This is a genomic window from Geodermatophilus dictyosporus, assembly GCF_900115505.1.
Classification (GTDB): Bacteria; Actinomycetota; Actinomycetes; order Mycobacteriales; family Geodermatophilaceae; genus Geodermatophilus; species Geodermatophilus dictyosporus.
Genome location: NZ_FOWQ01000001.1, coordinates 374,746 through 394,732, shown reverse-complemented (window position 1 = coordinate 394,732; position 19,987 = coordinate 374,746). Strand labels below are relative to the sequence as shown.

Genomic DNA, 19,987 nt, shown 5'->3' with positions numbered 1-19,987 from the left:
CCGTGCGTGGCCGTCCGGGTCCCGGGTGCTCGGCGTCGAGGTGTGGGGGGACGGCGACGCGGCGCGCCGGTACCTCGACGAGTCGCCGCTCGACTCGGCCGCGGCGGGCCTCGAGGCGCCGACCGTGATCGTGCTCGTGTACCCGGACGTCCACCGGTCGGTGCTGCCGATCGTCGTCGGGACGATGGACGAGGACACCTCCACCCCGGGCTCCCTCACCGGCACGGCCACGGGGCAGCAGGCCGCGGCCACGAGCAGGCAGCGCCACGGGTCCCCGGGTGCCGCGGTCACGCGGTCGGGCGCGCTCAGCTGACGGAGGGCGCGTCCGTGCCCCCGCCGGGGGTCGTGCGCAGCCCACACGACGCCGACGTCCACGGCTGCCCGTCCACCGACCGGTCCCGCGCGCCTGGGTCCGCGACGCGGACGCCGTCCGTGGTAGCCCGGCGGCCCCTCGGGTAGGCCCCACGGGACGCGCTGCGCCCGGGCGGCGCGTCGTCCCCCTTGCGAGAGGTGCTCGTGCTGACGGTCGACGGCTTCACGCTGTCCGAGGGGCTCGTGGACGTCGGTGACGGGCACCGCCTCTACGTGCAGGACTGGGGCAAGGCGGACGCGCCTCCGGTGCTCTTCGTCCACGGTGGCCCCGGCATGGGGACCAGTGACGACTACGAGCAGTACTTCGACGCCTCCCGCCAGCGCGTCCTGTTCTGCGACCAGCGCGGCGTCGGACGCAGTGAGCCGTACGGGTCGCTGCAGGACGACACCACCGACCACCTCGTCGCGGACATCGTCCGGGTTCTGAACCACTCCGGTGTGGACGAGGCCGTCCTCATGGGTGGGTCCTGGGGCTCGTGCCTGGCGCTCGCGTTCGCGGTGGCGCACCCGGGACGTGTGCGGTCGCTCGTGCTGTACGGGCTGCTCACCGGCCGGCAGCAGGAGTCGGACTGGCTGAACCAGGGACGGTGGCGGACCTTCTTCCCCGAGGTGTGGCAGTGGTACCTGGACCGGACGCCGGAGGAGCACCACGACGACCCGAGCGCCTACCACTTCGCCCGGATCCTGGGCCCGGACGCGGCACGGGCCCGGGAGTCGGCGTACGCCTACACGACGGTCGACACCGCCGTCATGGACCTGGACGACCGCTTCGCGCCGGCGCCGTTCACCGACGACGTCGACCCGACGTCGGCCCGGGTGCAGGCGCACTACTCCACCAACAGCCACTTCCTGCCGCCCGACCACGTCCTGGCCAACGCCGACCGGCTGACGATGCCCGTCTACGTCGTGCAGGGCAGGTACGACATGATCTGCCCACCGGTGAGCGCCTACGAGCTGGCGCAGCGCCTGCCGCGCGGCGAGCTGATCTGGGCGCTGAGCGGCCACGGGCCCAACCGCGAGAGCTGGAGCCTGCTGCGCACGCTCCTCCTCGAGCTGACGCAGTAGCCGTCCCAGGTCGGTCGGCGTCCGCCGACCAGGACGGTCCCGCCAGGACCGGACGGTGACCTGTCCGACGCCGGCGGGCACGGCGCCGAGCCGCGCGCGTGGCCGTGCTCGGGTGGCCCGAGCTGCCCCGTCAGTCCTCGAGCAGCTCCCGGAGTGCCTCGTCGATGAACGCCTGGTCGTCCGGGTTGAACGGGGCCAGGTGCCCCCAGATCGTCGGGATGGGGCGGGACTCGGCACCCGGGATGTGCTGCGCCTCGTACCCGCTGTCCACGGGCGGGAAGTACGAGTCGGTCTCGGCGTTGAGGATGATCGTCCGCGCGCGGATGGCACCGAGCGCGGCCTCGAAGTCGCCGCCGAACTGCGGGTGGTCGCCCAGGTCGTTGTGCCACCAGGTCCACATCTGGGCGAGCAGGTCGTTCGCGTCGCACTTGACGAAGAAGGCGTCCCAGAAGTAGTCGATGAACTCCTCCACCGTGCTCGCCCCGAAGGCCCGGAACACCTCCTGGCGGTAGAACGGCTCGGAGAACCCCCACCCGGCGTAGAGGGCGGCCATGGCCTTGACGCCGCGGATCGGTGGCTTGTCGCGGTAGAAGCCGTCGTTCCAGTCCGGGTCCGAGGTGATCGCGCGGATGTTGCCCGCGAGGAAGACCTTGTTGAAGTTGGCCGTCCTCGCCGATCCGGAGATCGGCGCGATCGCCCGCACCATCTCCGGGTGCAGGGCGGCCCAGGCGTACGTCTGGCAGGCGCCCATGGACCAGCTGCTCACCAGCCGGATGCGCTCCACCCCGAGCTCCTCGGTGAGCAGGCGGTGCTGCGCCACGACGTTGTCGTAGGTGGTGACGTGCGGGAACCGCCCCCTGTCGAAGGGGGCCGGGGTGTTGCTGGGCGAGGACGACACCGCGGCCCCGAAGTGGTTCGGCACGACGACGAAGTACCGCTGCGGGTCCAGGGCGCGGCCGGCTCCGGTCATCCAGGCAGCGGTGTCCGACGGTGTCGCGGTGAACCAGGTCGGGCACACGACGACGTTGCCGCCGTCGTCGTCCAGCTGCCCGAGGGTCGTGTACCCCAGCCGCGCCCCGGGGAGGACGCCCCCCTTCTGGAGAGCGAAGTCGCCCAGCTCGAAGACCTTGTGCTCCACCGCACGTCCTCCTCCGCCTGCGGGACAGGGAGGCCGACCGTAACGGCAGGCAGGCGGTGGCCGCATCGGCAGGCGGCGGGGGGCCGGCGACCGTCGCACGGCCGCGGGAGGCACCCGGGGGCCGTCACGACCCCGTCGTCAGGCCCCGCCGGAGCTCGTCCAGGGCCTGCGCGAGGCCCACCCGCGGGGCCCAGCCCCACCTCCGCGCGCGGTCGGTGCGCAGGTGCCCGGTCCAGACGGGCTCGTCGGTCCACTCGGGCGCGACGCCCAGCGCGTCGGTCACCGTGCCCAGGTAGTCCCGCCACGTCGCGGGCTCCCCCGCGACGATCACCGCGGTGGTGCCGCCGGCCACGGGGCCGCGCTCCGGGTCGTCGGCGGTCGCGACGGCGCCCGTGGCGACGTCCGCGATGAAGGCCGCCAGGTCATCGACGTGCACCCAGGCCCAGTTCTTCGCCGGGTTCACCCGGCGCTCACCGTCGCGGACCTCCTGCGGTCGGAGCGTGTTCCAGACCGACGTGTCGCCGGCGCCCAGGATCGCCGGCGGGCGCACCAGCACGGTCGTGAGCCCGCCGACCTGCGCCAGCGCGGCGTCGGTGGCGTTCTTGGTGTCGGGATAGTCGCCGCTGCCCTCGGGCAGGAGCGCACCGTCCTCGGCCACGTCGCCGACGCCGGCCGAGCGGTCGTAGACCCCGGCCGTGGACACGTGCACCAGCCGGGCGACGCCGGCGTCCCGGGCGGCCCGGGCGAGGACCGGGGTGCCCTCGGCGCCCACCCGGTGCTGCACCTCCCGGGACGAGCCCATCGGGTGGACGGTCGTGACGACCGCGTCGGCGCCCCGGGTCACCGCTCGGGCGAGGCCCTCGTCGGCGAAGTCGCCGACGTGCTCGGTGACCCCGTCGAGTGCCGGTGCGCTGCCGGCACGCCGGACGACGGCGCGCACCCGTGCGGACCGCTCGACGAGCGCCCGGCAGACCGCGGCGCCCACCAGTCCGTTCGCACCGGTCACCACGACGACGGGAGGGGAGGTGGCCATGCCGTCCACCCTGCCAGCGACCACGCGACGGTGCCCGGGGCCGGCGCGCTCCCCGACGGCGTCACTGGGTGACGCGGCGCGCGGGTCACGGCGCCTCGTTGGGATAGCCCTCCTCGTCCATCCGCCGGATGACGCGGGGGTCGAGCCGCCCCTCCCCGACGGCGGCGTCGACCTCGACGTCGACGACGGCGCCGTGCTCGTGCATCCACCGGTCGGCGCGGGTCTCCGCGGCGACGCCCTCCTCGGTCAGGTGGGCATCGCCGATGACCTTGCGCCGGACGGCGTAGGCGACGAGGACGAGCGCCCAGGCGAGCAGGCTGAGCAGCAGCTGCGAGCGGGTGCTCTCCCGGATGAACATCTGCACGAGGATGGCGACGATCGCGGCCGCCGTGAGCAGGGTCAGGACGGGGTAGAACCACATCTTCACCCGCAGCCGCTCCGGCGGGATCGTCGGCCGCATCCGCAGCTGCGAGAGGGTGATCAGCAGGTAGACGAACAGGATGATCGCGCCGGAGGAGTTGAGCAGGAACAGGAAGACGGTGTCCGGCGAGACGTAGGCGGCGATCACGCAGAGGAACCCGATGACGCTGGAGGCGAGGATCGCCCACGCGGGGACACCGCGCCGGTTGATCCGGAGCATCCGGCCGGGTGCCTCGTGCCGGGCGGCGAGCACGAACAGCATGCGCGAGGCCGTGTAGAGGCCGGAGTTCAGGCAGGACAGCACGGCGGTGAGCACGACCGCGTTCATGATGTCGGCCGAGGCGGGGATCCCCATCTCCTCCATCGCCGACACGTACGGCGAGTCACCGAGCTCCGTGGAGTTCCACGGCAGGATGGTGGCCAGCAGGAAGATGGAGCCGACGTAGAAGATCAGGATCCGGAAGACGACGGAGTTCGTCGCCCGCGCGATGCCGCGCTCCGGCTCGTCGGACTCGGCGGCGGCGATGGTGGCGATCTCAGCGCCGACCATCGAGAAGACCACGATGACGATGCCCGAGACGAGCGTGCCGGCGCCGTTGGGGAACAGGCCGCCGTGCTCGGTGAGGTTCGAGAAGTCGAGGTCGCGGCCCGGCCACAGGCCCAGGACGAACAGCGTGCCGAGGGCGATGAACGCCATGATCGCGGCGACCTTGACGCCGGCGAACCAGTACTCGAACTCCCCGTAGGACGCCACCGAGAACAGGTTGGTCGCCGTCATCAGCACCATCAGGACCAGCGCCATGAGCCACAGCGGGACGTCGGGCAGCCAGCGCTGCAGGATCGCCGCCCCGGCCACGGCCTCGAAGCCGACCACGATGACCCAGAAGTACCAGTACAGCCAGCCCACGCTGAAGCCGGCCCAGCCGCCGAGCGACTGGCGGGCGTAGTCGGCGAACGACCCCGTCGAGGGGTTGGCCACCGCCATCTCCCCGAGCATCCGCATGACCATGACGATCAGGACACCGGTGAGGGCGTAGGTCAGGAACGCCGCGGGGCCGACCTCACCGATGATCGCGCCCGAGCCGACGAACAGGCCCGCGCCGATGACACCGCCGATCGCGATCATCGTGAGGTGGCGCTGCTTGAGTCCCTTGTGGAGGTCGCCGCTCTCGGCTGGGCCGTGTGCCATGTCCGCTCCCTCGTGGAAGACGAGTGGGTGAGGCCGGGCGTCCGATCAAGGATCGGGGCCCTCCGGGAGCCGCGCCACTGCAACGACTCCGCTCGGTGAGGTGGCGTGCGCGGACACCACCCGGCGCGCGGGAGGACCGGCGGACACGCCGGAGATCCCGGATCGGACACCGGTGGGCGTCAGCCCGACCAGGCCGTCGTCTCCTCGAGGGCCACCAGGGCGACGGCCTGGGACGGGGCGAGGTCACCGGAGCGGGCCCACTCGTCGCGCAGGCGCCGGCGGGCGGCCTGCGGGGAGCCCAGGTGGGCGGTGTCCGGGGACCAGGAGTCGAGGAGCACCAGCCGGTGCACCAGGCGCCGGGGCCAGGTCCGTGCCGGTACCGGCCCGCGGTCCGGCCGGGGACCGGGGGCGGGGACGCCGGGCTCGAGGGGGTCGGGTGCGCGGGACACCGGTGCTCTCCTGCGTTCCTCGTCGACGGGTGCGGCGTGCGGGGACGGGGTGGCGTCCCGGCGCCGGTCCCACCGTACGGCCGTGCGGCCGGTCCGGGTCGCACGTCGGGAGGTGACGGTCCGCACGCCCGCTACCGGGCGGGGTCCGGATCGCCGTCCGGGTCGGTCCGGGGCCGGACCGCGTGCCGGTCCCGGTCCTCGGTGAGGTAGCCGCGGACGAGTTGCTCGGCGGTCGAGGAGGTGGCGGAGAACCCGGTGACCGCCGAGACGAACTCGGGACCGCTGAGGGCGGCGAGCTCGGTGTCCACGAGCGCGCGCACGGTCGCCGTCCGCGGGACCGAGCGCAGCAGCGCGATCTCGCCGAACGCGTCGCCGGGCCCGAGCCGGCGGATCTCGTGCCCGCCGGCGATCACGGCCACCTGGCCGGACTCGACGACGTAGAAGTCGTCGCCGGGTCCCCCGCCCGGAACACGTCGGTCCGCGCCGCGACCGGCACCCGGCGCAGGCGCAGCGCCAGGCCCTCGATGGCGGGTACGGGCAGCAGCCGGAGCATGCGGACCCGTCGCAGCAGCAGGATCCGGTCCCTGCGCGTGCCGATGTCGGCGTCGATCGCCCGCAGCGCCGCCCAGCGTGCGGCGACCGCCACCGGGAGGAGGGAGCCGGCGACGGCGAGGGCGCCGGTGCCGCCCAGCCCGGAGACGAGGAGGGGGACCGTCAGCGAGCCGAGCGCCACCGCCAGCGAGAACACCGCCTCGGTCAGGGTGAGCACCCGGGCCAGCGTCCGGTCGGGGACGAGCCGCTGCAGCAGCGTGAAGCCGGTGACGTCGACGAGCGCGTTGGCGGCGCCGACGACCAGGAACGCGCCGACCGCCACGGAGCTGCCGGTGACCAGCCCGACGACGACGAGCGGCACACCCCACATCGCGATCCCGGCGCCGAAGAGCGTGCCGAGCCGGGAGCTGCCCGCGGCGCCGATCGACGCCGTCGCCGCCACCAGGCCGCCCACCCCGAACGCCGCCCAGAGCAGCCCGACCCCCGGGCGGCCCAGGTCCGTGACGTCCACCGCGACCACCACGGCCAGCACCGTCAGGGCGCCGCGGACCACGCACTGCACGCCGCCCAGGACGATCACCTCGGCGGCCCGGGGGCACCGGCGCAGCTCGCGCAGCCCGTCGGCGACGTCCGCGACCACCCCGGCCCGCCCAGCGGGCGGGTCGCCCGCCGGGCGGGCCGACTCGTAGCGCAGCCCGGCGGCCAGCACCCCGGCGACGCCGGCGAGCACGGCCACCGCGGCGAACGCGGCGGCCGTGCTGGCCCCGGCGATCAGCGCGGCGGCGGCCAGCGGGCCGACCAGCGCCGCCAGGCCGTCGAGGACGGCGCGGACCGCGTTCACCCCGGTCAGCTCCTCCGGCGCGGTGCACAGCGCGGGCAAGAGCGCGCCGAGCACCGGCCGGTAGGCGGCGTGGCAGACCGTGGAGGCGGTCAGCAGCGCGTACACGACCACCGGCCGGTCGGCGGCCGCCGCGATCCCCGCTCCCCCTGCGGTGAGCGCCCGGAGACCGCACGTCACCACGAGCAGCCGGCGGCGCGGGACCCGGTCGGCCAGCGCGCCCAGCCAGGGCAGGGCCACCGTCGCGGGCAGCACCCGCAGGAACCCGACCACGCCGACGCCGACGGCGCCGTGGGTGTCGAACGCGTACACGGTCATCGCCGTGAGGAACAGGAACTCGCCCGTCCACGCCGACACCGACGACGCCTGGGCGAGCCGGAGGTTGCGGTTGCGGGTCACCGATGCCAGCGCCTCGCGGTAGGCACCGGGCACGGCGCGGACGCTAGCAGCGCAGCGGCGGCCCGAGGTGGCTCCCGGCAGCCGGCGGGGGCCCACCGGGGACGGCGATCGGCGGTCCACGGCCCCGCCCCGCGCGCTAGGGTCCGGCATGGCGACCCGGCGGGCGCTGCTCCTGATCGCCGACATCGGCGGGTACACGCAGTACATGCAGTTCCACCGCAGCGTCCTCGGGCACGCGGAGGCGGCCACGCGGCGCATGCTCGACCGGGTCGTCGGTGCGGCGCGGGGCTTCGACCTGATCGAGGTCGAGGGGGACGCGGCGTTCCTCTCCCGGGACGTCGACGGGCTGGACGGCCCGGCGACGCTGTCGGCCACCACCCGCGCCGTCGTCGCCATGCACCGCGCCTTCCACGTCGAGCGCCGGTTCGTCGAGCTCAACATGTGCCCGTGCGGGAGCTGCACGCGGACCAGCGACCTGACGCTGAAGTTCGTCGCGCACGTCGGGGAGGTCGCGACCCAGACGATCAGGCGCCGGAGGAAGCTCGTCGGCCCGGACGTCATCTACGTCCACCGGCTGCTCAAGAACACCGTCGACGTCCCGGAGTACCTCCTCGTCTCCGACGACCTGCTCGGCAGCGGGGACACCGCCGACACCGGGCTGCCGGTGCGGGAGGTCCCCCAGGACCTGGAGGGCTTCGGCCCGGTGCGGACCTTCGTCGTGGACGTCGCGGAGCTGGCCGCGCCGGCGCCGCTGCCCGATCCCACGTGGGCACGGCGCCTCGGCAGCACGCTCGGCATGGTCGGCCGGGGTCTCCCGCACGTCCTCCCCCACCGGCGTCCCCGCCAGCTCGCTCCCGCCGGCTGAGCCCCCGGCGGTCCGGGCGGCCCGAGTTGACACCGGTCCCCGGGTGGCGCTTCCGTGGTCGGGCCAGCAGCTCGCCTCCGACGAAGCGGGGACCTCGTGGCCGAGACCAGCACCAGGACCGTCGACGGCGAGGACAGCAGCCTGCGGCGGTCCATCACCGGCGGGCAGCTGTTCTTCTACACGCTCGGCGACGTCCTCGGCTCCGGGATCTACGTCCTGATCGGCCTGGTCGCCGCCGCCGTCGGCGGGGCGTTCTGGATCGCCTTCGCCCTCGGCGTCACCGTCGCGGCCATCACCGGGGCCGCCTACGCCGAGCTGGTCACCAAGTACCCCCAGGCCGCCGGCGCCGCCCTCTACGTCAAGAAGGCGTTCGGCAGCACGGCGCTGACCTTCCTGGTCACCGTGTCGTTCCTGTCGGCCAGCTTCGCGGCGACGGGCTCGCTGGCGACCGGGTTCGCCTCCTACTTCGCCACCCTCTGGGCGGGTCCGCCGGCCCTGCTGGTGTCGCTGGTGTTCGTGCTCGCCCTGGTCGTCGTCAACTTCATCGGCATCACCGAGTCGGTGGTCATGAACATGCTGATGACCTTCGTCGAGGTCGCCGGCCTGGTCATCGTGGTGGTCATCGGCATCTGGTACGTCGCCCAGGGGAACGCCGACTTCGGCGTCCTCGCCGACATCAGCGTCTCCGGCAACCCCGCGCTCGCCGTCCTCGCCGGCATCGCCTTCTCCTTCTTCGCGATGACCGGCTTCGAGAACACGGCCAACGTCGCGGAGGAGACGATCGACCCGCACCGGTCCTTCCCGAGGTCCCTCGTCGGCGGCATGGTCGTCGCCGGCACGGTCTACGTCCTGGTCTCCATGGCCGCCGCGCTCACCGTGCCCACCGACGTGCTCGCGGAGTCCGACGCGGCCCTGCTCGAGGTGGTCAAGCAGGGCATCCTGCCCTTCTCGACCGGCGTCATGGAGACGCTGTTCTCGGTCATCGCGCTGATCGCGATCACCAACACCACCCTGGTCACGATCGTCACCCAGCCGCGGATCCTCTACGGCATGGCCCGGGAGGACGTCGTCCCCGGCGTCTTCGCCAAGGTCCACGCCACCCGCCGCAGCCCGTGGGTCGGGCTGCTCTTCAGCGCGGCGGTGGTCGCGGGCCTGCTGGTCACCGGCAGCATCGTGCTCGAGGCCGGTGGGGGCATCGACCTGGTCAACCGGCTCGCCCTGGTGACCGTCGTGCTGCTCCTCGGCATCTACGCCCTGGTGATCGTCGCCTGCCTGAAGCTGCGCGGGCGGGACGAGCACGAGCACACCTACCGGGCCAACACGCCCCTGCTGGTCGTCGGGCTGGTCGGCAACCTGGCCATCCTCGGGTTCTCGATCTACGACGACCCCTCGTCGCTGATCTGGTGCGCCGCCCTGATCGCCATCGGGGTCGTGCTGTTCCTCGTCGAGTACGCCGCCGGTTCGCGGAACCGCCCGCCGGGCACCCGGCGCGGCGATCCCGAGGCCGCCTCCCGGAGGGACGCCTGAGATGGAGGTCGTCGTCGCCACCGACGGGTCGCCGCAGTCGCTGGCCGCGGCCCGCCACCTCGTGTCCTTCGCGGACCCCGCCAAGATCACCGCCGTCCGGGTCGTGGCAGTGGTCCGGCCGCTGGCCTCGGTCGCCTTCGCCGACGAGATCTCCGAGGCCGAGCACGCCGAGATCGGCGAGGGGACCGGCAGCTTCCGCGCGGCGGCGCAGCGCGCCGTCGACGCGGTGGCGGCCGTCTTCGACGGCTGGGGGCCGGAGGTCGGCAAGCAGGTCCGCAGCGGCTCGCCCGCCGCGGAGATCATCAAGGCGGCGACGGAGCACGACGCCGGCCTGATCGTGGTGGCGGCCGGAGGACGCGGCCTCAGCGACGTCATCCTCGTCGGCAGCACCGCCCAGCGGGTGCAGCACTACGCCCCGTGCCCGGTGCTCGTCGTCCGCCCGGCGCCCCGGCCGAGGAGGGCCGCCCGCCGCACGTGACCCCGCGCCGGTCCCGCCCGGGCTCAGGCGAGGCCGGCCTCGTGGACGCAGATGGCGATCTGCACCCGGTTCGCCGTCCCCGTCTTGACGAGGATGTGGGAGACGTGGGCCTTGACCGTCGCGATGCTCATGAACAGCTCACGGGCGATGTCCGCGTTCGACCTGCCCTGCCCGACCGCGATGGCGACCTCCCGCTCCCGCTCGCTGAGACGAGCCAGCCGGGCCGCCGCGGCGCGGGCCCGCCCCGCACCGGTCGCGCTGTCGGAGGCGTCGACCACCCTGCGGATCAGCTGCGCGGTCACGCTCGGCGACAGCATCGGCTCACCCGCGGCGACCCGCTCGATCGCCTCCACGATCATCGCGGGGGCGGTGTCCTTGAGGAGGAAGCCGCTCGCACCGCTCGCCAGGGCGCGGACCACGTACTCGTCGGCGTCGAAGGTGGTGAGGACGACGACCCTCGGCGGATCCGGTCGCCCGAGGAGCTGCTCGGTGGCGGCGAGCCCGTCCACGCGCGGCATCCGGATGTCCATCAGGACGACGTCCGGGTGCGTCCGCCCGACGACGTCCAGTCCCTCGGCGCCGTCGCCGGCCTCCCCGACGATCTCCACCCGCGGCGAGCCGCCGAGCACGAGCCGCAGGCCGGTGCGCACCAGGGGGTCGTCGTCGACGAGGACCACCCGGACGGCGGCGGCGCTCACCGGTCCCACGGCAGCCACGCGTGGAGGACGAAGTCCCCGTCGGCGGTGCGGCCGTGCTCGAGGCGGCCGTGGCCGGCGGCGGCCCGCTCGGCCAGCCCGACGAGGCCGAAGCCGGCGCCCTCGCTCCCGCCCCGGCCGCCGACGCCCACCGGGTTGCGGACGCAGAGGTCGAGGCCGCGCCCCGGCCCACCGGTCAGCTCGACCGTGACGGCGGCGTACGGCGCGTGCTTGCGCGCGTTCGTCAGCGCCTCCTGCACGATCCGGTAGGCGCTGCGACCGGTGGACCCGGGCAGCTCGTCGAGGTCCTCGACGGAGGCGTGCAGGGTGACGTGCGCTCCGGCGGCGCGCTCGTCGGCGAGCAGCGCGGACAGGTCCCCGAGGGTGGGTTGCGGCCGGTGGCCGGTCGCGTCGACGCCGCGCTCGGGGTCGCGGAGCAGGCCGAGGATCTCCCGGAGGTCGGCCAGCGCGCGCTGGGAGTTGGCCTGGATGACGCCGGCGGTCTCCCGGGTCTGGTCCGCGCTGAGGTCGGTGCGGTAGGCGAGCGCGCCGGCGTGCAGGGCGACCAGCGACATCCGGTGGGCCAGGACGTCGTGCATCTCGCGGGCGATGCGCGCCCGCTCCGCCGTCCGCGCCGTGACGACCTGCAGGGCCTGCTCGCGCTCGGCGCGCTCGGCCCGGTCCCGCAGGGAGGTCAGCAGCTCCCGCCGGGCGCCCACGTACATGCCCACGGCGACGACCACGCCGGTGACCAGTGCGGAGAAGACGAGGTTCCACACCCAGGACAGCGGCTGCTCGGGCTGCACGGCGTACAGGACCTGGCCGGTCAGCACGCCGAGCGCGGCGACGGGCAGGATCTCCCGCCACCTCCGGCGGGTCGCGAGCGACGCCTGGCAGACGGCCCACGCACCGAACGCGCTGGCCGAGAACGCCGTCGCTCCCGTGGTCAAGACCGCGACGGCGACCGGCCGGCGTCGGCGGAACTGCACGGCTCCGACGGAGACGGCCCCGAGCGCGGCGTCGATCCAGAACAGTGCGCCGGCCGATCCCCACTGCTCCCGGAAGAGGGCCAGCCAGGCGCCGCCGAAGAGCACCGCGAAGAGCGTGACGCGCCAGTTCCGGCGGACCGCAGGGTGGGGCCGTCGAGCGGGGTCGGCCGGGCGGCCCATGGCCGGAGCATAGGGCGGACGGCGTGCGGCGACGACCGACCGGAGTCGGCGCCGGACACCGACTTCGGTCGGTGCGCCCACCGACCGGAGGCCGATGCCCGGCCGGTGCGCCCGCGGCAGGCTCGCCCCATGAGCCTCCTCCGAGGAGTCCCGACCGACATCGGGCCGGGACCGCACGACCGACCGGGCGCCGGTGTCCCGCTGGCGCGCCTCCACGCGCTGCGGGCCGGCTACCTGCTCGTCGTCGTCGGCCTCGCCGTCACGCAGGGGCCGTCCTTCGTCCAGGACAGCCAGTCGTGGCCGCTCATGGCCGGGGTCGTCCACTGCGTGCTGGCGGCGGTGTGGGTCCTCGCCCTCCTGGGGATCCGGTACCCGCTGCGCATGCTGCCGCTGGTGCTGTTCGAGATCGCCTGGAAGCTGATCTGGCTGGCCGTCGTCGCCCTGCCGCAGTGGGCCGCCGGGACCATGGACCAGGCCACCTGGGACGTGGCGTTCTCCTGCCTCTTCGTCGTGGTGCTCCTCGCCGTCGTCCCCTGGCGCCACGTCGCCGCCCACTACGGCACCGGGCGCGGGGACCCGTGGCGCCCGGTCAGGGAGGACTGACGTGGACGCGAACGTCACCGAGGCACTGACCCGTGCCGCCGACTCCGCCGCCCGCCGGCACGTCGGGCTCGCGCTGGGCGTGGTCGACGCCCGCAGCGGCGAGACGGCGGTGGCCGGCCGGGGGTCCTCCGGGCGCCCGGACGGCCGGCCCGTCGACGCGGCCACGCTGTTCGAGATCGGCTCGGTCACCAAGACCGTCACCGCGCTCGTGCTGGCCGACGCCGTCGTGCGGGGCGAGGTGCGGCTCGACACGCCCCTGCGGGAGACCGTCCCTGCCGGCGTCCGGGTCCCGTCGCGCGACGGCGTGGACGTCACGCTGGAGCACCTGGCGACGCACCGGTCCGGTCTGCCGCACTCGCCGATGGGCTGGGTGCCGGTCCTCCGGTCCGCGTTCTCCACCGACGACCCGTACGCCGGCGTCTCCGTCCCCGGGCTCTACGACGCGCTGGGACACGCCCGGTTGCGCCGCACGCCCGGCACGGGGCGCCCCCGCTACTCGAACTTCGCCGCGGCGGTGCTCGGTCAGGCGCTCGCCGACCACCTCGGCCACCCCGACTACGCCTCGCTCGTGCGGGACCGGGTGTGCGGGCCGCTCGGCCTGCGCGACACCGTGGTCGTCCCCACCGCCGCCCAGGCGGAGCGCCTCGCCGTCGGCCACGGGCGCCGCCGCCGGCCGATCGAGCCGTGGTACCTCCTGGGGCTGGCCGGCGCGGGCGCGCTGCGCTCCACCACCGACGACCTGCTGACCTACCTGCGCGCCCACCTCCGCCCCGGGTCCACCCCCCTCGCCGAGGCGCTCGCCCTGACGCAGCAGGAGCGGCACCGCAGCCGCCTGACCGGTGGCACGGCGCTGGCCTGGATGCGGTGGCCCTCGCCGGGCGGCCCGGTGCTCCTGCACGGCGGCGCCACGGGCGGCTTCCGGGCGGCCACCGCCTTCGCGCCCGACGCCGGCCTCGGGGTGGTCGCGCTGAGCAACAGCACCCGCAACCCCGAGCAGACCGCCGTCCGCCTGCTGCTGGACCTCACCCGCACCGGCGCCACCCGCTCCGGCCACTCCCCCGGGAGGACCCGGCCGTGACCCGGGCACCCGCCGTCCTCCGGTTCTCCGACCCCAGGAGGCACGGCGTCCACGAGGTGACCGACGCGTACGGCGTCGTCGCGCGCATCGCGGTCGGCCGGACCGGGAACCGCTTCACCGTCACCGACGCCCAGGGCGCTCTCCTCTGCGCCGGCCGGACGAGCCGGTGGCGGCTGCCCCGGCGGTGGGACGTGACCGGACCGGACGGCAGCCCCCTGCTCACGGCACGGGTGCGCGGCATCGCGAGGACCTCCGTGGAGGTCCACCTCCGGCGCGGAGGTCGCCTCCTGGTCCGGGGCCGCGCCTGGCGGCGTGACCTCCGCGTCACCGACGAGCACGGCGAGGTCGTCCTGACCGCGGTCCCCCGTGCGCCCGCGTGGTCCCTCCGGCGGCACGGCCACGCCGTCCAGCAGGCTCCCGGCAGGCTCGAGCTGGCGGAGGTGGTCGCGCTCGTGCACATCTGGGGCAGGACCAGGGAGGAGGAGTCGGCGACCGCGGCGGTCGGCGCGCTCGCCGGCGGGTCCGCGCCCGGGTAGCCGGCGAACACCGGTCGAGGTCCTCGGCCGACGCGGCTCGGGTCCTGCCGGTCACCTCCGTAGGACACGATGGCCGCGTGATCGACACGCTGACGCCGTCCCGAGCAGTCGCCGCCGTGGTCACCGGGGTCGCGACCGCCGTCCACTACGCCACCCCCGACCTCGTCCCCTCGCGCACGGCGCGCGGCTGGACGAAGGCGGGGATCACGGCCCTCGCCGTCGCGGCGTCCGTGCCGGAGCTGCGGGCGACGTGGGCCGACGTGCGGGAGCAGCAGCAGCGCGAGGGCGAGGCACTCCCCGTGGAGGCCCTCCGGTCGCTGCCGGTCAGGAGCCGGGTCGTCGTCCTCGCGTCGGTCGGCGCCGTGCTGGCCGGGTCGATCGGCGGGATCGTCCTCGCCGAGCGGTGGGCCTTCCGCCACGGACAGGCCCGGGCGGCCGCCGGGAGGCGGTGGCCGCACACCGGCCCGGCGCTGCTGTACGGGGCGGTGGCGGGCGGGCTGTGGTTCCTCCCTCCTCCCCCGGCCCCGCGCTGACCTCCGGGCGGAGGGCTCAGAGGCCGAGCCGGGCCGACGCCGGGTCCGCCCAGCGGCTGCTGGAGTCGTAGCCCCGCATGGTGGTCACCGAGGCCCACCTGCCCGTCCGGGCCAGCTCCCGCTCGCTGACGCCGGCCCGGTAGCCCTCGGTGGCGAACGACCGGCGCAGGCTGTGCGGGCTCAGGCCCTCGAGGGGGACGCCGGCCCGCTCCGCGGCACGGCGCAGCACCAGCCGCACCGACGAGCGGGCCATCCGCGTCCGGCCGATCCGGGGCGGGGCGCCGCGCCCGACGCTGCGGAACAGCGGCCCCGGGCCGCCGAGGTCCGCCGCCGCGACCCACGCCTGCAGCGCCCGGACCGGGCACGTCTGCGCCCGCACCCCGGGCGCCAGGGCCAGCACCTCGCCCGCGCCCTCCTGGTCGGTCTTCGACCACCGGATGGTGACGTCCAGGCCGCCGTGCCCGGACGGCGCCAGGTCGCCCACGTCCAGCCCGCAGACGTCGGAGGCCCGCAGCCCCAGGGCGAAGGAGGTCAGGATGATCGCCCGGTCGCGCAGGCCGGCCACCCCGGGCGGGAGGTCCTCGACCAGCGCCCGGATGGTCTGGGTGTCCAGGGCCCGGGCCTTCTTCGGACGGCGGCCGTCGCGGGCCGCGGTGCGCCGGATGCCCCGGAGGACCTCGCGGGTGCCGGGGTGCTCGGACGGGCTGCGGTGCCCGGCCTCGCGGTGCGCGTGCCCGATGCCGGACAGGCGCCGCGCGATCGTCCGCGGGCTCGCCCCCGCGTCGCTCAGCGCCGCCAGGTAAGCCGCCACCGCGGCGTCGGCCGCGGGCAGCGGCTGGAAGCCGCGCTCCCGGGCCCAGGAGCACCAGGCGCGGAAGTCCGCGTCGTAGGCCCTCCGGGTGGACTCCGCCTTGGCGGCGGTGAGGTAGCGCCCGACCGCCACCACGTCCCCGGGGAGCACCAGGCCGCCGGTGGCGTGGTCGACGGCGGGCTCCCCCGGGCCGTCCGGCACGGGAACGACCGCTCCGGACGCCACTCGCTCCTCCACTCCGGCACCCTCCGGTATGGACTCCATAACAGGTGATTATGGAGTGCTCCGTGCGCCTCCGCCCAGGCTGCACTTCCGGAGCGTCCGTTTGTCCGCCCGTGCGTTGACGAACGAACGAGCGCAGACTGGCGCCGTGAGCGAGGCGACGGCGATCTGCGGCTATCCGGACTGCGACCGCCCGGTGGCCCCGCCGCCGCCGACCGGGGGGCGTTCGTCGTACTGCTCCCGCCCGGACCACAACCGCACGACCGCCTTCGCCGCCCGCCGGGCGGGGGCCGCCGCTCGCCCACCTGCCGGGGTGGGGACGCCGGGCGCTGCGCCGGCGGGAGCGCCGGCCGCCGAGACGCTCACCGAGGTCGCCGACCGGCTGCGCCAGACCCTGGCGGCGATCGAGGACCAGGTGGCCCGGGCCCGGGAGGCGCTGGGCCGGGCCGCCGACGCGGAGCTGCTGGAGGCCGAGCGGGCCGCCGTCCGCACCGACGCGCGCCGCGAGGTCGCCGAGGCCGAGCAGCGCGCGTCCCGGGCCGACCGGCAGCGCGCGGTCGCCGAGAAGGCGACCCGGGAGGCCCTCGAGGTCGCGGCGCGGGCCGAGGCCGACGCCGCCGGTGCCCGGGCCGAGGCCGCCGCGGCCGGGGACGAGGCCGCCGGTGCCCGGGACGAGGCCGCCGGTGCCCGGGCCGAGGCCGCCGCGGCCCGGGAGGCCGCCGACGCCGCGCGGGCGGCCGCGGAGCAGGCGCGTGCCGACGCGGACGCCGCCGGAGCGGCCGCCACCGAGGCCGAGGCGGGGCGGCGGGACGCCGAGGCGGGGCGGCGGGACGCCGAGGCAGGACGCGACGCGGCCGTGCGCGACGCCGGGTCCGCCCGCGACGAGGCGGCCCGGGCGGAGGAGGCACGGGACCGCGCCCTCGCCGACGCCGCGTCGGCACGGGAGCGGGCGGCGTCCGCGGAGGCGGCGCGCGACCGGGCGCTGGAGGCCGAGCGCGCCGCCCGGGCCGAGGTCGGACGCGTCCGGGCCGACGCGGCACAGGCGGTCGGCCGGGCCGAGCAGGCGGCGGCGGCCGCCCGGCTGGAGACCACCGCCGCGGAGGGCCGCGTCCAGGCGGCGGTGGCCCGGGCCGACGCCGCGACCGGGCGGGCGGAGGCGCAGGCGGCCCGCGCCGAGCAGTCCGAGCGCCGCGCCGAGGAGAGCCGTCGCGACCGGCTGCGCGCGGAGGAGGCACGGGACCGGGCCGTCGCCGACGCGGCCGCGGCGCGGGCCCAGCTGACGGCCGCACTCCGCCCGCCGGGAGAGCCAGGCGGAGGAGCCGCGGCAGCACCGACCGGAGGTCCGCCCCCCGCGTCGGGCCCGGCCGGCTGAGGGCGCGGCGCCGGGCCGCGGCGCGATCGATCCGCGCCCCGCTGCCCGGCAGCGCGGCTACCGTGTCGCCGTGCAGCACCCGGCCCTCGGGTCGCCGGACACCCGCTGACCGAGCGGAGCCCCCATGAGCAGCACGCGAGCCAGGCCGAGCAGCCCCGCCGCCCCGACCGTGCACCGGTCGAGGTCCGACGCCGTGATCGTGGGAGGTGGCCCGGCGGGGATGGTCCTCGGCCTGCTCCTCGCCCGCGACGGCGTCGACGTCGTGGTCCTCGAGAAGCACGACGACTTCTTCCGCGACTTCCGGGGCGACACCGTCCACCCCTCCACCCTGCGGCTGCTCGGCGAGCTGGGGCTGGCCGAGGCGTTCCTGCAGCTGCCGCACCAGGAGGTCGAGCGGCTCGGGGTGACGACCGACGAGGGGGAGTTCACCCTCGCCGACTTCCGCCGCCTGCCGGGGCCGTTCCGCTTCCTCACCTTCGTGCCGCAGTGGGACTTCCTCTCCTTCCTCGCCGACCGGGCCTCCCGCTCCCCGCACTTCCGGCTGCTCACGGGAGCCGAGGCGGTGGGGCTCCTCCGGCAGGACGGCAGGGTCACCGGCGTCCGCTACGCCACGGCCGACGGCGGCACGGGCGAGGTGTCGGCCACCGTCACCGTGGCGGCCGACGGGCGGGACTCGCGCCTGCGCGCGGAGGCCGGCCTGACGGTCCGGGAGTTCGGCGCGCCGATGGACGTGCTGTGGTTCCGGCTGCCCAAGGGAGCCGGGACCACAGCGCCGCCCTTCGGGGGCGTCGGGCGGCTCACGCGCGGGCGCCTGCTGGTCCTCATCGACCGGGGCGAGTACTGGCAGAGCGCCTACCTGGTGCGCAAGGGCACCGTCGACGACGTCCGGGCGGCGGGGCTGGACGCGTTCCGCGCCGACCTCCTGCGCCTGCTGCCCGGCATGGAGGAGCCCGTCGCCGCCCTCCGGTCCTGGGACGACGTCAAGGTGCTGTCGGTCCAGCTCGACCGGCTGTCCCGGTGGCACCTGCCCGGGCTGCTGCTGATCGGGGACGCCGCCCACGCGATGTCCCCGATCGGCGGGGTCGGCGTCAACCTCGCCGTCCAGGACGCCGCGGCCGCCGCCCGCCTGCTGGCACCGTGGCTGCGCCGGGGCCGGGTCCCCTCCCGCGTCCTGGCACGCGTCCACCGCCGGCGGGTGCTCCCCACCGTGCTGACGCAACGGGTGCAGCGGGCCATCCAGCAGCGCTTCGTCGACCGCCTGCTCGCCGGGGACCGGCCGGTCGCGACGCCGGCCGTCCTCCGGCTGCTGCAGCGCTGGCCCGTCCTGCAGGGGCTCCCGGCGCGCGTCATCGGCCTCGGTGTCCTGCCCGAGCACGTGCGGCCCGCACCGCTGCACGGGCTCCGTGAGCGGGCAGGGGCCGGACGGCTCACCTGAAGAGGTCCCAGAAGCTGCCCGAGGTGTCCCACGGCCGCCCACCGCCGTCCCCGCCCTCGGGCAGCGCGTGCCGGACCAGGAAGAGACCGGCGACGAACGGCAGGATCCCGACCCCGAACCCGATGCCGCCCTGCAGGGCGCGTCCGGGGTCGACGACGGCCAGCACCATGCCGCCGATCGACACCGCCAGCCCCACCACGATCCACACCACGCCCCACACCGTCCGCGCCTGCACGTCCGCTCCTCCCGCCGTCGGAGCGGAGGACTGTCACACACCGCGACGCCGGTCGGGCGGTCCCCGCGCGCGCCGGGACCGGACGAGGATGGTGTCCGGCACGGGAGAGGGAGGCGTCATGGCGATCGAGGACGGCGTCCGCGCCATGGACGAGGGGATGACGACGGACTTCCGCGGGAGGATGGACTACGGGGACTACCTGGCCCTCGACGAGCTGCTGTCCGCGCAGCACCCGATCAGCGACCACCACGACGAGCCGCTGTTCATCATCCAGCACCAGACCACCGAGCTGTGGCTGAAGCTCGCGCTGCACGAGCTGCGCGCCGTCCGCTCGTACCTGGAGGCCGACGACGTCCGCCGCGCCCGCAAGGGCCTGGCCCGGGTCAAGCACGTCTTCCACACGATCACCGACCAGTGGTCGGTGCTGGCGACCCTCACACCCAGCGAGTACACGGAGTTCCGCGGCGTCCTGGGCAACGCGTCGGGCTTCCAGTCCCACCAGTACCGCGCCGTCGAGTTCGTCCTCGGCAACAAGGACGAGCGCGTGCTCCGGGTGTTCGAGGCCCGGCCGCACGCGCACGACCTGCTGGCCGCCGAGCTCGAGGCCCCGACGGTCTACGACGCCTTCCTGCGCCACCTGGCGCGGGCGGGCCACCCGGTCCCGGAGCACGTCCTGCACCGCGACGTCCGCCGGGCCTGGGTGCAGGAGGACGCGCTGGTCCCCGTGTACAAGGCGATCTACGAGGACACCGCGGCCCACTGGGCGGAGTACGCGACCTGCGAGGACCTCGTCGACCTCGAGGACGCCGTCCAGCTGTGGCGCTTCCGCCACCTCCGCACCGTGCAGCGGACCATCGGCTTCAAGCCCGGCACCGGCGGCAGCTCCGGCGTCGGGTTCCTCCGCCGCGCGCTCGACCTCACCTTCTTCCCGGAGCTCTACGCGGTGCGGACGCAGATCGGCACGTGAGCCCCG

At 75.6% G+C, this 19,987-nt stretch carries 22 protein-coding genes; 12 read left to right on the top strand and 10 right to left on the bottom strand.

Annotation, left to right across the window (positions count from 1 at the left end; translation table 11 throughout):
• Positions 1-25: 25 nt before the first annotated feature.
• Entirely contained in the window at positions 26-313 is a 288-nt protein-coding gene (locus tag BMZ33_RS01825) for a hypothetical protein (RefSeq protein ID WP_091107161.1), read from the top strand.
• 197 nt (positions 314-510) lie between these two features.
• On the top strand, positions 511-1,437 hold the full coding sequence (locus BMZ33_RS01820) for an alpha/beta fold hydrolase (RefSeq protein ID WP_169063759.1): 927 nt from the start codon (positions 511-513) through the stop codon (positions 1,435-1,437).
• A 130-nt stretch (positions 1,438-1,567) separates the two neighbouring features.
• Here BMZ33_RS01820 and BMZ33_RS01815 read toward each other — a convergent pair whose 3' ends face one another.
• From BMZ33_RS01815 to BMZ33_RS01790, 6 genes are all read right to left on the bottom strand, one after another.
• Positions 1,568-2,575 (bottom strand): alpha/beta fold hydrolase, encoded by a 1,008-nt coding sequence (locus tag BMZ33_RS01815; RefSeq protein WP_169063758.1) that lies wholly within the window; start codon positions 2,573-2,575, stop codon positions 1,568-1,570.
• Between the two features lie 124 nt (positions 2,576-2,699).
• A complete protein-coding gene (locus BMZ33_RS01810) occupies positions 2,700-3,608 on the bottom strand; it encodes an NAD-dependent epimerase/dehydratase family protein (RefSeq protein WP_091107876.1) in 909 nt (302 codons plus the stop codon).
• An 85-nt stretch (positions 3,609-3,693) separates the two neighbouring features.
• Positions 3,694-5,217: an amino acid permease gene (locus tag BMZ33_RS01805; protein WP_091107156.1), complete on the bottom strand. Its 1,524-nt coding sequence runs from the start codon at positions 5,215-5,217 to the stop codon at positions 3,694-3,696.
• A 179-nt stretch (positions 5,218-5,396) separates the two neighbouring features.
• Entirely contained in the window at positions 5,397-5,666 is a 270-nt protein-coding gene (locus tag BMZ33_RS01800; RefSeq protein ID WP_091107154.1) for a hypothetical protein, read from the bottom strand.
• 131 nt (positions 5,667-5,797) lie between these two features.
• Positions 5,798-6,085 carry a cyclic nucleotide-binding domain-containing protein gene (locus tag BMZ33_RS22935; protein WP_169063668.1) on the bottom strand — a complete coding sequence of 96 codons (288 nt, stop codon included), beginning with the start codon at positions 6,083-6,085 and terminating at the stop codon, positions 5,798-5,800.
• Positions 6,076-7,488 (bottom strand): MFS transporter, encoded by a 1,413-nt coding sequence (locus tag BMZ33_RS01790; protein WP_169063757.1) that lies wholly within the window; start codon positions 7,486-7,488, stop codon positions 6,076-6,078. The genes BMZ33_RS22935 and BMZ33_RS01790 overlap by 10 nt, the downstream gene beginning before the upstream one ends.
• A 115-nt stretch (positions 7,489-7,603) precedes the next feature.
• On the opposite strand from BMZ33_RS01790, the gene BMZ33_RS01785 reads away from it, so the two are divergent.
• The 3 genes from BMZ33_RS01785 to BMZ33_RS01775 all read left to right on the top strand — a co-directional run bounded on the left by BMZ33_RS01785 (position 7,604) and on the right by BMZ33_RS01775 (position 10,325).
• Positions 7,604-8,320, top strand: a complete 717-nt coding sequence (locus tag BMZ33_RS01785; RefSeq protein ID WP_091107149.1) for a DUF2652 domain-containing protein — start codon at positions 7,604-7,606, stop codon at positions 8,318-8,320.
• Positions 8,321-8,416: 96 nt separating this feature from the next.
• The gene (locus BMZ33_RS01780; protein ID WP_091107147.1) at positions 8,417-9,847 is read left to right on the top strand and encodes an APC family permease; all 1,431 of its coding nucleotides are present in this window, start codon (positions 8,417-8,419) and stop codon (positions 9,845-9,847) included.
• 1 nt (position 9,848) lies between these two features.
• On the top strand, positions 9,849-10,325 hold the full coding sequence (locus BMZ33_RS01775; RefSeq protein WP_091107145.1) for a universal stress protein: 477 nt from the start codon (positions 9,849-9,851) through the stop codon (positions 10,323-10,325).
• A gap of 23 nt (positions 10,326-10,348) precedes the next feature.
• Here BMZ33_RS01775 and BMZ33_RS01770 read toward each other — a convergent pair whose 3' ends face one another.
• Both BMZ33_RS01770 and BMZ33_RS01765 read right to left on the bottom strand, forming a co-directional pair.
• On the bottom strand, positions 10,349-11,023 hold the full coding sequence (locus BMZ33_RS01770; protein WP_091107871.1) for a response regulator: 675 nt from the start codon (positions 11,021-11,023) through the stop codon (positions 10,349-10,351).
• On the bottom strand, positions 11,020-12,189 hold the full coding sequence (locus BMZ33_RS01765) for a sensor histidine kinase (protein ID WP_091107144.1): 1,170 nt from the start codon (positions 12,187-12,189) through the stop codon (positions 11,020-11,022). The genes BMZ33_RS01770 and BMZ33_RS01765 overlap by 4 nt, the downstream gene beginning before the upstream one ends.
• A gap of 129 nt (positions 12,190-12,318) precedes the next feature.
• On the opposite strand from BMZ33_RS01765, the gene BMZ33_RS01760 reads away from it, so the two are divergent.
• The 4 genes from BMZ33_RS01760 to BMZ33_RS01745 all read left to right on the top strand — a co-directional run bounded on the left by BMZ33_RS01760 (position 12,319) and on the right by BMZ33_RS01745 (position 14,939).
• The gene (locus tag BMZ33_RS01760) at positions 12,319-12,792 is read left to right on the top strand and encodes a hypothetical protein (protein WP_169063756.1); all 474 of its coding nucleotides are present in this window, start codon (positions 12,319-12,321) and stop codon (positions 12,790-12,792) included.
• Position 12,793: 1 nt separating this feature from the next.
• On the top strand, positions 12,794-13,870 hold the full coding sequence (locus tag BMZ33_RS01755) for a serine hydrolase domain-containing protein (protein ID WP_091107142.1): 1,077 nt from the start codon (positions 12,794-12,796) through the stop codon (positions 13,868-13,870).
• Positions 13,867-14,406, top strand: a complete 540-nt coding sequence (locus BMZ33_RS01750) for an LURP-one-related family protein (protein WP_091107140.1) — start codon at positions 13,867-13,869, stop codon at positions 14,404-14,406. The genes BMZ33_RS01755 and BMZ33_RS01750 overlap by 4 nt, the downstream gene beginning before the upstream one ends.
• Before the next feature lie 77 nt (positions 14,407-14,483).
• On the top strand, positions 14,484-14,939 hold the full coding sequence (locus BMZ33_RS01745; protein WP_091107138.1) for a hypothetical protein: 456 nt from the start codon (positions 14,484-14,486) through the stop codon (positions 14,937-14,939).
• 16 nt (positions 14,940-14,955) lie between these two features.
• On the opposite strand, the gene BMZ33_RS01740 is transcribed toward BMZ33_RS01745, so the two are convergent.
• The gene (locus tag BMZ33_RS01740) at positions 14,956-15,951 is read right to left on the bottom strand and encodes a site-specific integrase (RefSeq protein ID WP_169063755.1); all 996 of its coding nucleotides are present in this window, start codon (positions 15,949-15,951) and stop codon (positions 14,956-14,958) included.
• Between the two features lie 169 nt (positions 15,952-16,120).
• On the opposite strand from BMZ33_RS01740, the gene BMZ33_RS01735 reads away from it, so the two are divergent.
• Together BMZ33_RS01735 and BMZ33_RS01730 are read left to right on the top strand one after the other, a co-directional pair.
• On the top strand, positions 16,121-17,344 hold the full coding sequence (locus BMZ33_RS01735; RefSeq protein WP_091107134.1) for a coiled-coil domain-containing protein: 1,224 nt from the start codon (positions 16,121-16,123) through the stop codon (positions 17,342-17,344).
• A gap of 124 nt (positions 17,345-17,468) precedes the next feature.
• Entirely contained in the window at positions 17,469-18,779 is a 1,311-nt protein-coding gene (locus tag BMZ33_RS01730; RefSeq protein ID WP_091107131.1) for an FAD-dependent oxidoreductase, read from the top strand.
• Here the strand turns inward: BMZ33_RS01730 and BMZ33_RS01725 are convergent.
• Complete coding sequence (locus BMZ33_RS01725) at positions 18,772-19,014, bottom strand: hypothetical protein (protein WP_091107129.1); 243 nt, start codon at positions 19,012-19,014, stop codon at positions 18,772-18,774. The two genes, BMZ33_RS01730 and BMZ33_RS01725, sit on opposite strands and share 8 nt — an antisense overlap.
• Positions 19,015-19,132: 118 nt before the next feature.
• Here BMZ33_RS01725 and BMZ33_RS01720 point away from each other — a divergent pair, with 118 nt between their 5' ends.
• The gene (locus BMZ33_RS01720; protein ID WP_091107127.1) at positions 19,133-19,981 is read left to right on the top strand and encodes a tryptophan 2,3-dioxygenase; all 849 of its coding nucleotides are present in this window, start codon (positions 19,133-19,135) and stop codon (positions 19,979-19,981) included.
• Positions 19,982-19,987: the final 6 nt, after the last annotated feature.

Excerpts from the sequence above, each read along its gene's own strand:
- BMZ33_RS01760 (WP_169063756.1), top strand. The coding sequence starts at position 12,319 with ATGAGCCTCCTCCGAGGAGTCCCGACCGACATCGGGCCGGGACCGCAC.
- BMZ33_RS01775 (WP_091107145.1), top strand. The coding sequence starts at position 9,849 with ATGGAGGTCGTCGTCGCCACCGACGGGTCGCCGCAGTCGCTGGCCGCG.
- BMZ33_RS01810 (WP_091107876.1), bottom strand. The coding sequence starts at position 3,608 with ATGGCCACCTCCCCTCCCGTCGTCGTGGTGACCGGTGCGAACGGACTG.
- BMZ33_RS01805 (WP_091107156.1), bottom strand. The coding sequence starts at position 5,217 with ATGGCACACGGCCCAGCCGAGAGCGGCGACCTCCACAAGGGACTCAAG.
- BMZ33_RS01730 (WP_091107131.1), top strand. The coding sequence starts at position 17,469 with ATGAGCAGCACGCGAGCCAGGCCGAGCAGCCCCGCCGCCCCGACCGTG.
- BMZ33_RS01785 (WP_091107149.1), top strand. The coding sequence starts at position 7,604 with ATGGCGACCCGGCGGGCGCTGCTCCTGATCGCCGACATCGGCGGGTAC.
- BMZ33_RS01720 (WP_091107127.1), top strand. The coding sequence starts at position 19,133 with ATGGCGATCGAGGACGGCGTCCGCGCCATGGACGAGGGGATGACGACG.
- BMZ33_RS01765 (WP_091107144.1), bottom strand. The coding sequence starts at position 12,189 with ATGGGCCGCCCGGCCGACCCCGCTCGACGGCCCCACCCTGCGGTCCGC.